The following is a 13702-nucleotide window of genomic DNA, read 5'->3' on the forward strand; positions in this document are numbered from 1 at the left end:
CTTTGGTGACGTTTAGGTCGGGATTTTTGCATTTTTTGAGCTTTTCTAGCGTATCTGCGGCCAGCAATGGCAAAAGGCCCGGCTCGCTAGCGAATAAATTTATCGCCGCAAGTAGCGCAAATAATAAATTTTTCATTTTTATCCTTTAAAATTTGCCTAACCCCGCGCTTTGGCGATGCAAGCGGCGATAGCCTGCATCAAAGCGCCGCGAAATCCGCCATTTTCAAGCGCGACAAGTCCCTAGATCGTGGTTCCCGCCGGCGAGCAGACCTCGTCTTTTAGCGCGGCCGGGTGCTTGCCGCTTTGAATCAGGCGCGCCGTCCCCTCTATCGCCGCACAGACGGCGTCGTAGCAAAGCTGCCTAGGTAGTCCGCCCCGCACGCCGGCATCCGCCGCAGCTTCGATAAAGGCGCACGCATACGCTGGCAAGCTTCCCGAGATACCCGTAAATGCGGCAAATCCGGCCTCGTCTATCTCGTAAATTTTACCGATTTTAGCAATTATCTCGCGCACGGTCTCTTTCCTAGACTCGCTAAATCCAGCGTCAAAGCAAAGAGCCGTGGTAGATGCGCCGATGCTGGCTGCTATATTTGGCATCGCGCGAGCGATATAAACGCCCTCGCCTACGATTTGCCTAGCGCGATTTATGTCAAAACCCGGCGCCAAAAGAAGCAAAATTTTGCCCGCAAGCTCGGGCGCGATCAGGCGCAAGATAGCCTCGTAGCTAGCGGGCTTAGTAGCCAGCACGACCGCGTCCGCTTCGCGCGCTAGATCCGTTTTGCTCGCTGCTATTTTTACGCCAAATCTCTGCCGTAAAGCTTCGTTTTTGCTTCTGGCGCAGGCTATGATTTCAAATTTCGTCTTTTTTTCGCATTCGTGCGAGCTCGCGTTTTTATCCGTTTGTGCTAAATTTTCCGCCCCGTGCGCCTCGCTACCGCCGTCAAATTTTCGCTCGTCCTCGGCCGAGTTTCGCACTGTGCCGGCCTCGTTAGATTGCGCGCGCCAAAGCGCCTCTATCATCGCGCCGCCCATATTTCCGCCGCCGATGAAGCCGATTTTTAAGTTTTTCATTTCGTCGCCTTTTTTAGAGTACCGATTTTGACCGCTTTGCCAGCGACCGCCTTGTGTACCGCCGCGCTATCCGCCCAGATCGCCCCCGTGACCTGCCCCGGCGTCAAGGTATAAACGCCGCCCGTCTGCGCCTCGTCGCTAGCCTTAAAGTCGTTTCCGACGACCAGCTCATAGACGTCCTTCGTGTCGTTTTCAAATTTGATCGCCGCTTTTAGCGTCGGCTCCATTTTCTGCTTCGCCGCACCCGCGTACTGCTCGAGCATGTTTTTACTAAGCTTGCCGTAGACGTCGCCGTCTTGGCTTAGATATATCCGCACGGCGCGCTTATCCGAGTTTTTGCCGCCCTTTTCGCCCTTGCCGGCGCTAACGCTCATCTCATAGGCGGTTTCTCCGGTCGGAAAATCCTTAAATTTAGCGTCTGGGACAAAAACCCGCACGTTGTCCGTTACTGTTTTCGTAACGTGCGTCTGTGGCGTTATATCCGTTAGCACGATCGTGGATTTCACGTCCGTGCCTTTGTCTAAAACAAGCGCGGAGATCGGCACGCGAGTAAGCAGCGTAGTCTCGTAGCAGCCGCTAAAAATAAACGCCGCGACGAGAGCAAAGATAAATTTTAGTTTTTTCATCGGTTCCCTTTAAATTTTCGCCGATTCTAGCATAAACTAAGCATTTTTGTATTGATTATATTAAAAGTAAAAATAGAAAAGTAAGTATGGTATTTTAAAGCATAAATAGTTTTAAGATTGATAAATTTTAATCGTCTTAAACAAAGCCAACTTAAATAAATAATGCAAAAAAATATGAGAAATTTATATAAATTTTTTGCTGTTTTTAGAGTTTAATTATTAGCCCCTTTACAAAGGGGCTAAAATAATAAAATTTGATTAAAGTTTCGCTTTTCTTTTGCGCTCTGTTGGGTCTAAATAGCGCTTGCGAACGCGGATATTTATAGGCGTAACCTCGACTAGCTCGTCATCTTCTATCCACTCTAACGCACGCTCAAGGCTTAGCTTTCTAGGTGGCACAAGTTTGATCGCATCGTCGCTACCGCTTGCACGCACGTTTGTTAGGTTTTTGCCCTTGATAGGATTTACGTCAAGGTCGTTTGGACGGCTGTGCTCGCCGATGATCATGCCCACATAGACTTTTGCCTGCGGATCAAGAAATAGCACGCCACGATCTTGCAAGTTAAATAGCGAATAAGCAAGCGTTACGCCGTTTTCCATAGAAACTAGTGCGCCGTTTGTTCTGTGCTCGACGGTGCCGCTTAGTGGTCTAAACTCCAAAAAGCTGTGGTTCATAACGCCCTCGCCTTTTGTATCAGTCAAAAACTGGCTTCTAAAGCCAATAAGTCCGCGCGCTGGGATCTCAAATTCGATCCTTGTTTGACCGTCGCCTGTTGGGTTCATAGAGACCATTTCAGCTTTTCTTTTGCCTAGTTTTTCTATGACTGTGCCTGTCGTATCATCAGGCGCGTCGATAACCAAAAGCTCGTATGGCTCGCATTTTACGCCGTTTATCTCTTTTACGATGACCTCAGGTCTGCCAAGTAAAAACTCATAGCCCTCACGGCGCATATTTTCAGCCAAGATAGTGATCTGAAGCTCGCCACGGCCACTTACTTTAAATTTGCCCTCACCGATGTTTTCGTATTTCATGGCAATATTTGTCTTCATCTCGTTTGCAAGGCGCTCATCGATCTTATTTGATGTGACGTGTTTGCCCTCAGTGCCTGCCAATGGGCCGTCATTTACAGAAAATACAACGCTAAGTGTCGGCTCTTCGATGTGGAGAGGATCAAGCGGATGAGGATTATTTGGATCAACGACACTATCGCCAACGTCAAGCGCATCAAAGCCAGCGATCGCTACGATGTCGCCAGTACCAGCTTCGTTAATATCGGTTCTTTCAAGACCCATAAAACCAATTAACTTTGAAATTCTACCAGTTGTCTTTGTGCCATCAGCCTTTGCAAGCATAACATTTTGGTTTTTAGATATCTTGCCGTTAAAAATTCTTGCAATACCGATCTTGCCGACGTAGTTATCATAATCAAGCGTGAAAACTTGAAGCTGAAGTGGGTTTTCATCACTACCGCTTGGAGCTGGTACGTGAGCTAGGATAGTCTCAAAAAGTGGCTGCATATCTTTGTTTTCATCGCTTAGTTTTAGCTTTGCGTAGCCATTTTTAGCAGCGGCATAAACGACTGGAAATTCTAGCTGCTCATCATTTGCGTCAAGTGCGACAAAAAGGTCAAAAATTTCATTTATAACGCGGTCTGGATCGCCTGCAGGTTTGTCTATCTTATTTACGACGACGATTGGACGAAGCCCTAGTGAAAGTGCTTTTTTGACGACGAATTTAGTTTGCGGCATAACGCCTTCTTGCGCATCTACAAGTAGCAAAACGCCATCAACCATCTTAAGAACACGCTCTACCTCGCCACCAAAGTCGGCATGGCCTGGGGTGTCGATGATGTTGATCTTTGTATCTTTGTAGCGAATGGCGGTGTTTTTAGAAAGGATCGTGATGCCACGCTCTCTTTCGATGTCGTTGCTGTCCATTACACGCTCGCCAAGGTTTTGATGCTCGTTGAATGTTCCTGACTGCTTCAAAAGCTCATCAACCATTGTTGTCTTACCGTGGTCGACGTGCGCGATAACGGCTATATTTCGTATCTTTTCCAAATTTTTCTCCGTTTATTAGTTTGATATTTTTCGCTTTATCAGTTTTAAAATAGGGGCAGATTATAGCCAAATTTTTATAAATTTTAAGCTGATATCAAGAAATTAATTTTTGGAATAGATTTTGCATGTTTGGCATTAAGTTTAAAAATTTGAAAGGTTTAAATGCAAGCTTATACAGCGAAAAACAACGTAGATTTGCTAGCTCCTGCGGCTACTAAAAAGTCTGCGGCTGCGAAGAAGTCTCAAAACAACGGCGAGTTTTTGTCGATGGTTTTAGATGCAGCTGCGAGCAAGGCAAATAGCGGTCAAAAAATCACCGAAAAGGATGTCAAAGAGATAGCAAAAACTGTTACAACTCAAAAAGAGACACTGCAAAAATCTCAAAGCGAAAGCGTGGCAAAAATTTCAACTGCACTTGAAGAAAATTTGGACGAAAATACAAAAAATGAGCTCTATGAAAATGCAAATTTTATGCAACTTTTGCAAGTCTTAGAAATTCTAAACGGCAATGAAAAAGTAAGTAAATTTCCAAATTTCAGCGACAAAATAGCAAATTTCTTAAGTGTGCCTGAAAACGTCGAAGAGCTTAGCAACGTTAAAAGCGTTAGCGATCTTATCGATCTTGCTAAGAAATTTAACCTTGGCCTTGAAAATATTGAAATTTCAAACGAAGATGTGCCAAAATTAAACGATATGTTTAAAAATTTAGGCAAGCAGGAATTCTTCACGCCGATAAAGACCGAGGACAAGCCTTTTTACCTAAAAGAGCTTAAAAACGAGGTCGAGCAAACTATCATAAAAAATGAAACAAAAGAGGTCGTAAAGCTCGATACTTTATTAAAAGAGGTAGTGACAAATCCAACTAATGAAGTTAAAAATTTAGTAAAAGAAGAGCCTAAAAAGCTTGATAGCGAAGTAAAGGTTGATGATGAGCTAGTAGATATAGAGCTAGAAAACGAGCTAAAAGAGCCAAAAGTAAAAACAAATTTACACGAGCAAAAGGCGCAAAAAGCCCCAACTCTTGAGTCACTACTCTTTCCAGAAAGAGAGCAGATGAGCGAGGCTGAGCCAACCGAAGAGACCTTTAGTAGTGATAATAAATCAGAGCTAAATCAAATGGTAAAAGATATCGCAAATAGTGCTAAACACCAGCTTCAGACAAAGGCTGAGATAAAAGAGACGCTTAGTAATTTCTCTTCTACGCTAAAAGAGCAGGTGCAAAACTACAAAGCGCCGATCGCTCGCTTTAATATCACGCTTAACCCACTAAATTTAGGCGAGGTTGAGATCACGATGGTAAATCGTGGCAATAACTTACATGTAAATTTTAACTCAACCACGGCTACGATGAATCTCTTTTTACAAAACCAAGCTGAGTTTAAAAACAGCCTTGTAAATATGGGATTTACCGAGCTTGAGATGAATTTCTCAGATCAAAACCAAAGACAAGATAAAAAAGAACAAGCAAAGAATAAATACAGCTCAAATCAAAGCGATGAGAGCGAAAACACTCAAGCGGAACAAAGCTTGCTTGAGCTAGTAATACCAAGATATATTTAGGAGAGATCATGGCTTCAGTTTCAGATATAACTACACAAACAACACAACAAAAAAATGCCGAGAAAAAGGCAAAAGCAAAGCAAGATGCGGCAGCTGGCACAGGAACTAATCCAAATGCGCAGCTAGATAAAGATGCATTTATGAAGCTACTTTTAACAGAACTTCAGTATCAAGACCCAACAAGTCCTATGGATACTGAAAAGATGCTTACGCAAACTAGTCAGCTAGCATCACTAGAGATGCAACAAAATACAAACTCAGCTATGAAAGAGCTTGTAAATCAGTTAAAATCAAATGCAAATGCCTACGCCATATCAGCTCTTGGCAAAATGGTCTCAACTGGTTCAAACTCAGTTTTACTAACAGATGAGCAAAAAACTGTAAATTTTGCACTTTATTTTAAATCAGATCTTGCAAATGGTAAGCTCGAAATTAAAAATGCAAATGGAGAGGTCGTTCGTTCAATCGATATAAAAGATCTAAAATCAGGAGTCCGCAGAATATCTTGGGATGGCAAAGATGATTCTGGAAAACAATTACTAAACGGTGCATATACAGTCTCTGTTAATTACACTGGCAAAGATGGTAATTCATACAAGACTCAGGTAGGTAGCTATCCGGTCGAGGCAGTAAAATTTGTAGACGGCAAAGCTATGATAAAAATCGCAGGCGAATATGTCCCAATGGATAAAATATCTGAATTTTACGAAGGATAAAAGCCATGATGAGAGGTTTTTACAACGGAATTAGTGGCATTAAAACACAAAGCTTTGGCATGGATGTTTGGGCAAATAATATTTCAAATATCAACAACGTAGGTTTTAAAGCTTCAATCCCTGAGTTTAAAAATTTAATCAATCAACATATGGCTTCCGCTGGAAGTGGTCCAACTAACAATCAAGTAGGTCTTGGAGCTACGAAACAAACGACAGCTTTAAAGATGACAAATGGTAGTTTTCAAAATACTGATAATAACTTTGACCTAGCCATAGGCGGTAAAGGCTTTTTTGGTGTCGTTGATAAAAATGGTAGAAACTACTACACAAGAACAGGTAGCTTCGATATAGATGGGGCTGGAAATTTAGTAGATAATAAAGGTAACTTACTTCTTGGTACGTTAACGAGTTTTACTCCAGTCACCCCAAGTGCTAATGCTCTTAGAAAATATGGTCAAACAAAAGGTACCACGCAGGCATTTACTGCAAAAGAAGAGGATCTAAAACTAGGCGATACTGGCTCACAAAAAGGTATAAATTTACCTCATTTTTTATATATGCCAGCCAAGCAAACAAAAAATATAAATTTAAAAGGCAACCTAGACTCAAGCCTTATAACAGATAAGCGAACAACAGCCATTGATGCGGCAAATTTTAATTATACACTTGATAATACAAATAAAACTATCTCGCTAAATGGACAAATCCCACTAAGCCAGACGAACTTTGGTGCAAAAGCAGGTGACAGCGTGGTGGTAAAAGTAAAAGACGGTGATGGTAAATTTAGTAAATTTTCAACCACACTAGAGAGCGATGGCAGCTGGCATATAAACAATAAAAGCCTAAAATTTATGGATTTTGCTAATTTAGATGTGAAGGCTGAAGTTACGTCACTAGTTGAAGTGGCCAATAAAGAAAAACTAAGCTCAGAGATATATAACAGTGATGGTACAAAGAGCTTAGTAACTATAAATTTTACAAAGCAAATCCCTCAAGGTGGCAATCAAACTACATGGAATGCCACAGCTACGATAACTGATGCTAATGGTGTTGTACAAAATACAGCTATGGGAACACTTACTTTTGATGGTAGTGGTAGGCTTGTTACAAATACATTAACAAGCGTTGGAAACGTAGCTTTAAATTTTCTTGGCGATGGAGATGCAAATGTTTATAATGGCATAACAAGCTCGGCCAATTCAAAAAAAGACTTTGTCATAAAAGCAGATGGCTACGCTGAAGGAAATCTCTCAAAATATAGCGTCGATGACCGTGGAAATATAATGGCAAATTTTGACAATTCTCGTTCATTTATAGTTGCAAAAATAGCTCTATTTCACTTCCAAAATGAACAGGGAGTATCAAAAGTAGGTGATAATCTCTATGAAGCAACTCCAAATTCAGGTGAAGCATTTTTTTACAAAAATAAAGCTGGTGAGACTATTTATGGCTCACAAATTCTTGCAAATAAACTTGAAATGAGTAATGTCGATCTTGGTCAAGCGCTAAGTGAGGTTATAGTCACGCAAAAGGCTTATGAGGCTAGTGCAAAAAGTATCACAACAAGTGATGAGATGATCCAAACTGCTATTCAGATGAAGAAATAATTTTTATGCTAGTTGATGATTAAAAATTTAAAATGAATGATAATTTTAAGAATAGAGTTTGACTTCGTTTATTAAAAACTCATAAACTCTTTGCTGAACTAAAATTTCTTCTTCACAGCCACTCATCAAGCGACGAAGGTGAGAAAAATCTATCTTTTTAGCGTATCTTTTGTGATCTTTTAGGTCTTTATCAATGCTTAAAAGTAGCGCATCAAGTGTTATTCTATCGTTTCTTTTAACTCTTGCTACATACTCTTTAACAGTTTGGATCAAAAAGTCTTTTCTGGTTTGGTCATTTTCATAAATTTCATTTGTAATGTCATTTAAAACAAAAAAATCATCTTCGTCTGGATCAAATTTAGCAGAGATCATAGCGGCAAAAATTTTGGCACGAAATTCTAAAGATTTGTGATGATAGATAAAAAAATCTCTAAAAGCTGATAAAAAACGAAGTTTAAACTTTCCAGACATTACTCTACTTTTTATGAAATTTGGGCTGATTATATACTTTTAAAGCTAAATTTTTAAAAATGTAACTATAAAACTAAATTTAAGTATAGTTTCTGTATGATTACGAAGCTCCTTCTTAGACCTGTGCAATGCTTTTTATGAGCACCGCTTCAGGGTGGGAACACAGCAGAGCACTTGTATTAAGTGTGTGCCGCAGTCATCTGAGAGGGGGTCTTTCTAAACCAAAATGCTCATTAAAATCATCGCAAATTTCTAAAAAATCCACTCCATCGATCTTAGGTTTTTCACTAAAAAATTTATACATATTATTAAAGCCATCAGTTAGCTCTTTTGACTTGACGCCGTAGCTTATAGAAATTCCAGCTTCTATGTAGGCTGAGAGTTTATCGCAGTATTTTAGTGCTTTGCCATCGATTGGGTTAAATTTATCCTCATTTACGTTTTCCATAGTCCCTTCGTGGCAGATGATCTTGCGCTCATAAGTTCTATTTTCAAACTCATCTTTTATAAATTTCTCGCCATCTTTTATGATACCAAGGATGTAGCTAAACTCATCTTTGATCTTTTCTGGTACAAATGGCAAAATCCTCTCATCAATAAGCCTCATCTCATACTCACTAATGATCTCATTTAGCCCTTTTACGCCGTATTTTACAGGGCTTATAATATCTCTTGTGAGGCTCTCTGGTAGGTCGTGAAATAGTGCACAAAAGAAGTTATTTTCTAGGCGTTTTTTGCAAGCTTTCGCTTTTAGCGAGTAAAAATAGCTAAGTATCGCAACTACTAGCATATGTCCTAAGACTGCAGTTTCAGGAATGCGAGGCGTTTGCGCCCAGCGTTTTTGAAACCTTAGCCTACCACTTAGATCAACAAGGCGGGCTAATTTTTGATTCATAGCGATCTTTCTAACGCCAATTAGCTCATAATAATCCTCCATCTCCTCTTCAACCTTGGCTTTAAGCTCGTCGATATCGCTTAAAAACTGGCTCGTTTGATAGACGATAGAAAATTCCCATCTCGTGGCAAGATAGCTGGCTGCTTTTAGAATGAGACGCTCTTTTTCATGCTTTTTGTCACTTTTAAAATAACTTTTAAATCTCTCTAAAAACTCGCCATCCTCAATATCTGAGATGAGCGTCTCAAGGTTGCTTAAAACCCAGCTATTTATCTGCTCTTTTTTTGTCTTTTGGATGTGGTGAAAGACGTCTGGACGTATGTCTGTGACTACGACCCTACTTAAAAACTCAAAAATTCCAGCCTCAATGATATAGTTCATATCGGCGTCTTGCTCTTGTTTTGCTATGAAATAAGCGATGATAAATTTATGAGCCTGCTTATCAAGCTCGACTAAATTTGTCATCTTTGGATAGTCATTCCAACGTGATATAGATGCTGCTTTAAAGATATGTTCTATAAGCTTAGCACTTATCATTATTTATCCTTTTTGACTACTTTTGGCTTTTTATCATCGGCATAGCTTATCTTTCTAAAGCCCTCTTTATTTAAGCTTCTTCTTGGCTTGTCATCTTTTTTAAATTTATCATCTCTGCTGCCCCTGCTACCACCACGATCACTTGTGCTTCGTCTCTCACGTGGCTTATCACTAAAACTTCTCTCCCTACTTTTTGGAGTAAATTCTTTCTCTTCAGCTGGCTTTTTCACCACTAGATCAGAGCTGATCTCAATAACTGTATGAACATTTCCACGTGGGTTAAAGTCACCCACTATCTTCATAAATTTTGGCTCAAGTTTTTTTTCTAAAACAGAGTAAATTTCATTTATACTATCTTCGTGGCTGATGTTTCGGTTCATAAAGCTATTTATATAAAGCTTTATCGCTTTTAGCTCGACAACTAGCTTGTTTGGGATGTATTCAAGATATATCGTCGCAAAGTCAGGATAACCAGAGCGAGGGCAAAGGCAACAAAACTCGGGCAGAGTGATCTTTATGACATAGTCCCTTGTTTGCTTATTTTCCCAGACCTCAAGGTCACTCTCTACGTCAAATTCTTTCAAAATTTTCTCGCCATACTTCATCTCTTCGCTCATCTTTTATCCTTTTTTCTTTTAAATATCCAAGTGCTTAACATCTTTTGCGTGGTCTTGGATGTAATTTCTTCTTGGCTCGACCTCATCGCCCATAAAGAGATTAAACGTGTCAGAGGCGCTTATAGCGTCGTTTATATCGATCTTTAAAAGTCTTCTGTTCTCAGGGTTCATCGTAGTCTCCCAAAGCTGCTCAGGGTTCATCTCACCAAGACCTTTATAGCGCTGGATATATGCACCTTTTTTCGCATTTTTCTCTACTTCATCAAGCACGTCTATAACGTCACTATGCAAGTCTAGGCCACGCTCTTTTATCTTTTGGCTGATGTAAAGTGCCTCTTCGTAGAGTGGATTTGTAAATAAATTTTCATTTACCACAAGCTCTTCTAGACCGCTTTCAGTTTGGACATAAATTCTAACCTCATCTTCGCTAACGTAGTGGTTTAGGATATTGTGACCCTCAGCTTTTAAGAAGTCTCTTAAAATTTCAAAAATTTCATTGTAGCTTTTTGAGACGATGTCTGGATTTTCTATCATATAGCGGATCGCCGAAAGGACGTTAAAGCGTTTTTCAAGCTCTTTTAAGACGCTTCTATAAGCTGCAACGATCTTTAAGAAATCAATCAAATCCGCACTGCCGATACCCTCTATATCAACGCCCTCGATGCCAGTTTCGATAAGAAATTCGTTTAACGCCTTTTCATCTTTTAGATAAATTTCTTTCTTACCTTTTTTATAGCGGTAAAGTGGTGGCTGAGCTAGGTAGATGTGGCCGTTTTCTACAACTTTATTTAAAAATCTAAAGAAGAAAGTTAAAAGAAGTGTCTGGATGTGGCTACCATCGACGTCGGCGTCGGTCATGATGATGATCTTATGATATCTAAGCTTTTCAGCGTCAAATTCATCTCCGATACCACAACCTAGCGCTGTTATCATATTTTTTATTTCGTCAGATTTTAAAATTTTATCTAGTCTTGCCTTTTCAACGTTTAGAATTTTACCCTTAAGCGGCAATATCGCTTGAAAAACCCTATCACGTCCCTGCTTTGCTGAACCGCCCGCAGAGTCGCCCTCCACTAGGTATAGCTCGCTGATGACTGGATCTTTGCTTTGACAATCAGCTAGTTTACCAGGTAGTGTGCCTACGCTCATGCTCTCTTTTTTACGAGTTAGATCCCTAGCTTTTTTAGCAGCTTCACGACCACGAGCTGCCATTAGAGCTTTATCCATTATCGCTCTTGCTTCGATAGGATTTTCTTCAAAATACTTTGTAAGCACGTCAAAAACCATCTTTTGAACGATAGGTTTTACGTAGCTTGAGCCTAGTTTACCCTTTGTTTGTCCCTCAAACTGCGGCTCTGGCACTTTTACACTAACAACTGCGATTAATCCCTCGCGGATATCTTCGCCAGTTATCTTTGTATCTTTTTCACGTGCAGCAGCATTTGCTTGAACGTAGTTTGTGATAACTCTTGTAAGGCCCGCTCTAAAGCCAGCCTCGTGAGTACCGCCATCTGGAGTTTTGATGTTATTTACAAAGCTTAGTAAATTTTCACTATAAGTGTCGTTGTAAAGCAGCGCAAAATCAACCATAACATCATCTTCGCCGCCGCTAAATGATACTGCTTTGCTAACAGGATTTGCCTTGTTCATATCAGTTACAAAGCTCTCAAGTCCGCCCTCAAAATGAAAGCTCTCGCTTCTGCCATTTCTTTGATCTTTAAAATTTATAGTTATTTTTGGGTTTAGATAGGCTAGCTCACGAAATCTTTTTACTAAAATTTCATCGTCAAATTCAGTCACTTCAAATATACTATCATCTGGCCAAAACTCGACTTGTGTGCCTGTGCGGTTTGTAGTTTTTATCACTTCAAGATCGCTTTGAGGGATACCTTTTGCAAATTCTTGTCTATGAAGCTTGCCATCGCGTTTGATATTTACGACTAGCTTTTTAGAAAGGGCGTTTACGACAGATACACCAACGCCGTGAAGACCACCAGAGACCTTATATGTGTCCTTGTCAAATTTGCCACCAGCGTGAAGCACAGTTAGAACAACAGTCGCAGCTGAAATTTTCTCAGTCGGGTGCATATCTACTGGGATACCACGGCCATTATCGCTAATGATCGCTGAGCCTTCTCGTGTAAGCTCAACGTCTATCGTATCGCAGTATCCTGCCATCGCTTCGTCAATAGAATTATCAACGACTTCATAGATCATATGGTGAAGACCGCTTATATTAGTATCGCCTATATACATGCCTGGGCGCTTCCTAACCGCCTCAAGACCTTTTAGTACTTTGATATTTTCTGCGCCGTAATTATTTTCCATAATCTTGCCTTATCTTATAAATTTATCGGCATTATTATTGTTGTTAATTCTTTTGAATTTACAACAAATGCTAGTGAGCTTTCATTAAATCCAAGCTCAAAATTTTCATCCTCGATACTACTTAAAAAGTCAAGTAGATATCTATTTTTTATACCTATGAAAAATTCATCTCCAAGCTCTAAACCAGTTTGATAATCTATCGTAGTTTTTGCTTCAGAATTATCTTCTATAACACTTTCAAATGTTATATTGTCTTTTGAAAAAGTTATTTTCATTGTATCACTTAGCATTGAGATAGTTTTTATACCCTCTATCATTTTATCTCTACTTAGCTGAAGTCTTTTTCTTACCTCTTTTGGTATAACACGCTCATAGTCTGGAAATTTACCATTTATAAGTTTTGTGAAAAACTCAAAATTTTGGCTTTGAGCGATTAAGATATTCTCATCATAGTAAATTTCTATCTTGTCAAAAAATAGTTTTTGTATTTCATTGATAGCTTTTTTAGGGATTATAAGTGAAAATTCTTTTTCAGTTGGTGTTTGAAATTTAAATACACTAAGTCTTCTTGTGTCAGTGCCGACTATATTTATAAAGTCTTGTTTAATATCAAGGAATGCACCATTTAGTTCAAATTTTGGGTTATTACTATCAATACTTGGTAAAATTTTCTTTAAACTTCTTCCTAACATAACAGCATCAACATCAAATTTTGATTTACCCTCAATCGTTGGAAATTCTGGAAAATCTTCAAATTTATACATTGGAAGTTTGTATTTTGAGTTTTTTTGTTTTATATAAAGATAGTTATTTACAGTTTCCAACATCACTTCTTCGTCTTTTAGACTTTTTATAATGTCAAGTAGTTTTTTACCATTTGCAGTTGCATAACCTTGATCAACAATTTTTACATTACTTAACTTATATGCTAATCCTATCTCATGATCAGTTGCTTTTATATTTAAAACCCCATCTTTTGCTGAGATATAAATGTGAGAAGTTATAGCACTAAGATCTCTTTTTTCAAGATATGGGTTTGTATTTGTTACTATGCTTTCAAGCATATTTTTGTTTATTAAAACTTTCATTAAAAACTTCCTTCTATTTTTAAATTTAATTTTTTGTTTTAGTAGGTGATGTTAAAAAGTGAAAAGTGCTTTCAAACATCGAAATACAGCTATTTGAAATGTGAAAAATTATATTTTCTTTTTCA

Annotated in this window: 11 protein-coding genes and 1 other RNA gene; 4 read left to right on the plus strand and 8 right to left on the minus strand. The window is 39.2% G+C overall.

The features are described 5' to 3' along the window. Positions 1-240 precede the first annotated feature (240 nt). The 3 genes from proC to typA form a co-directional block, all read right to left on the minus strand. Entirely contained in the window at positions 241-1071 is an 831-nt protein-coding gene (proC, locus tag CYP51_RS09625; RefSeq protein ID WP_258032847.1) for a pyrroline-5-carboxylate reductase, read from the minus strand. Beyond that, entirely contained in the window at positions 1068-1697 is a 630-nt protein-coding gene (locus CYP51_RS09630; RefSeq protein ID WP_103625258.1) for a hypothetical protein, read from the minus strand. The genes proC and CYP51_RS09630 overlap by 4 nt, the downstream gene beginning before the upstream one ends. 258 nt (positions 1698-1955) lie before the next feature. Next, entirely contained in the window at positions 1956-3758 is a 1803-nt protein-coding gene (typA, locus tag CYP51_RS09635; protein ID WP_072595308.1) for a translational GTPase TypA, read from the minus strand. A 162-nt stretch (positions 3759-3920) separates the two neighbouring features. Here typA and fliK point away from each other — a divergent pair, with 162 nt between their 5' ends. From fliK to CYP51_RS09650, 3 genes are read left to right on the plus strand one after another with little or no spacing between them, the layout of a single operon-like run. After that, entirely contained in the window at positions 3921-5318 is a 1398-nt protein-coding gene (gene fliK, locus CYP51_RS09640; RefSeq protein WP_103625259.1) for a flagellar hook-length control protein FliK, read from the plus strand. Positions 5319-5326: 8 nt separating this feature from the next. Next, entirely contained in the window at positions 5327-6034 is a 708-nt protein-coding gene (locus CYP51_RS09645; protein WP_103625260.1) for a flagellar basal body rod modification protein, read from the plus strand. Between the two features lie 8 nt (positions 6035-6042). Beyond that, positions 6043-7641: a flagellar hook protein FlgE gene (locus tag CYP51_RS09650; protein WP_103625264.1), complete on the plus strand. Its 1599-nt coding sequence runs from the start codon at positions 6043-6045 to the stop codon at positions 7639-7641. Between the two features lie 45 nt (positions 7642-7686). On the opposite strand, the gene CYP51_RS09655 is transcribed toward CYP51_RS09650, so the two are convergent. After that, positions 7687-8112 carry a hypothetical protein gene (locus CYP51_RS09655; RefSeq protein WP_072595304.1) on the minus strand — a complete coding sequence of 142 codons (426 nt, stop codon included), beginning with the start codon at positions 8110-8112 and terminating at the stop codon, positions 7687-7689. A gap of 112 nt (positions 8113-8224) precedes the next feature. Here CYP51_RS09655 and ffs point away from each other — a divergent pair. Then, positions 8225-8322: signal recognition particle sRNA small type (ffs, locus tag CYP51_RS09660), an RNA gene on the plus strand. Here ffs and CYP51_RS09665 read toward each other — a convergent pair. The 4 genes from CYP51_RS09665 to dnaN are packed head-to-tail and all read right to left on the minus strand — an operon-like array spanning position 8309 to position 13577. Further along, the gene (locus tag CYP51_RS09665; RefSeq protein WP_103625261.1) at positions 8309-9544 is read right to left on the minus strand and encodes an HD domain-containing protein; all 1236 of its coding nucleotides are present in this window, start codon (positions 9542-9544) and stop codon (positions 8309-8311) included. The genes ffs and CYP51_RS09665 overlap by 14 nt on opposite strands. Continuing rightward, positions 9544-10161, minus strand: a complete 618-nt coding sequence (gene queF, locus CYP51_RS09670) for a preQ(1) synthase (RefSeq protein ID WP_258032848.1) — start codon at positions 10159-10161, stop codon at positions 9544-9546. Before queF ends, CYP51_RS09665 begins: the two co-directional genes overlap by 1 nt. 18 nt (positions 10162-10179) lie before the next feature. Then, positions 10180-12489, minus strand: coding sequence for a DNA topoisomerase (ATP-hydrolyzing) subunit B (gene gyrB, locus CYP51_RS09675; RefSeq protein WP_103625262.1), 2310 nt, complete (start codon positions 12487-12489; stop codon positions 10180-10182). 14 nt (positions 12490-12503) lie between these two features. Next, positions 12504-13577 (minus strand): DNA polymerase III subunit beta, encoded by a 1074-nt coding sequence (gene dnaN / locus CYP51_RS09680; protein WP_103625263.1) that lies wholly within the window; start codon positions 13575-13577, stop codon positions 12504-12506. Positions 13578-13702: the final 125 nt, after the last annotated feature.

It is taken from the genome of Campylobacter concisus (genome assembly GCF_002912895.1).
Lineage (GTDB): Bacteria > Campylobacterota > Campylobacteria > Campylobacterales > Campylobacteraceae > Campylobacter_A > Campylobacter_A concisus_G.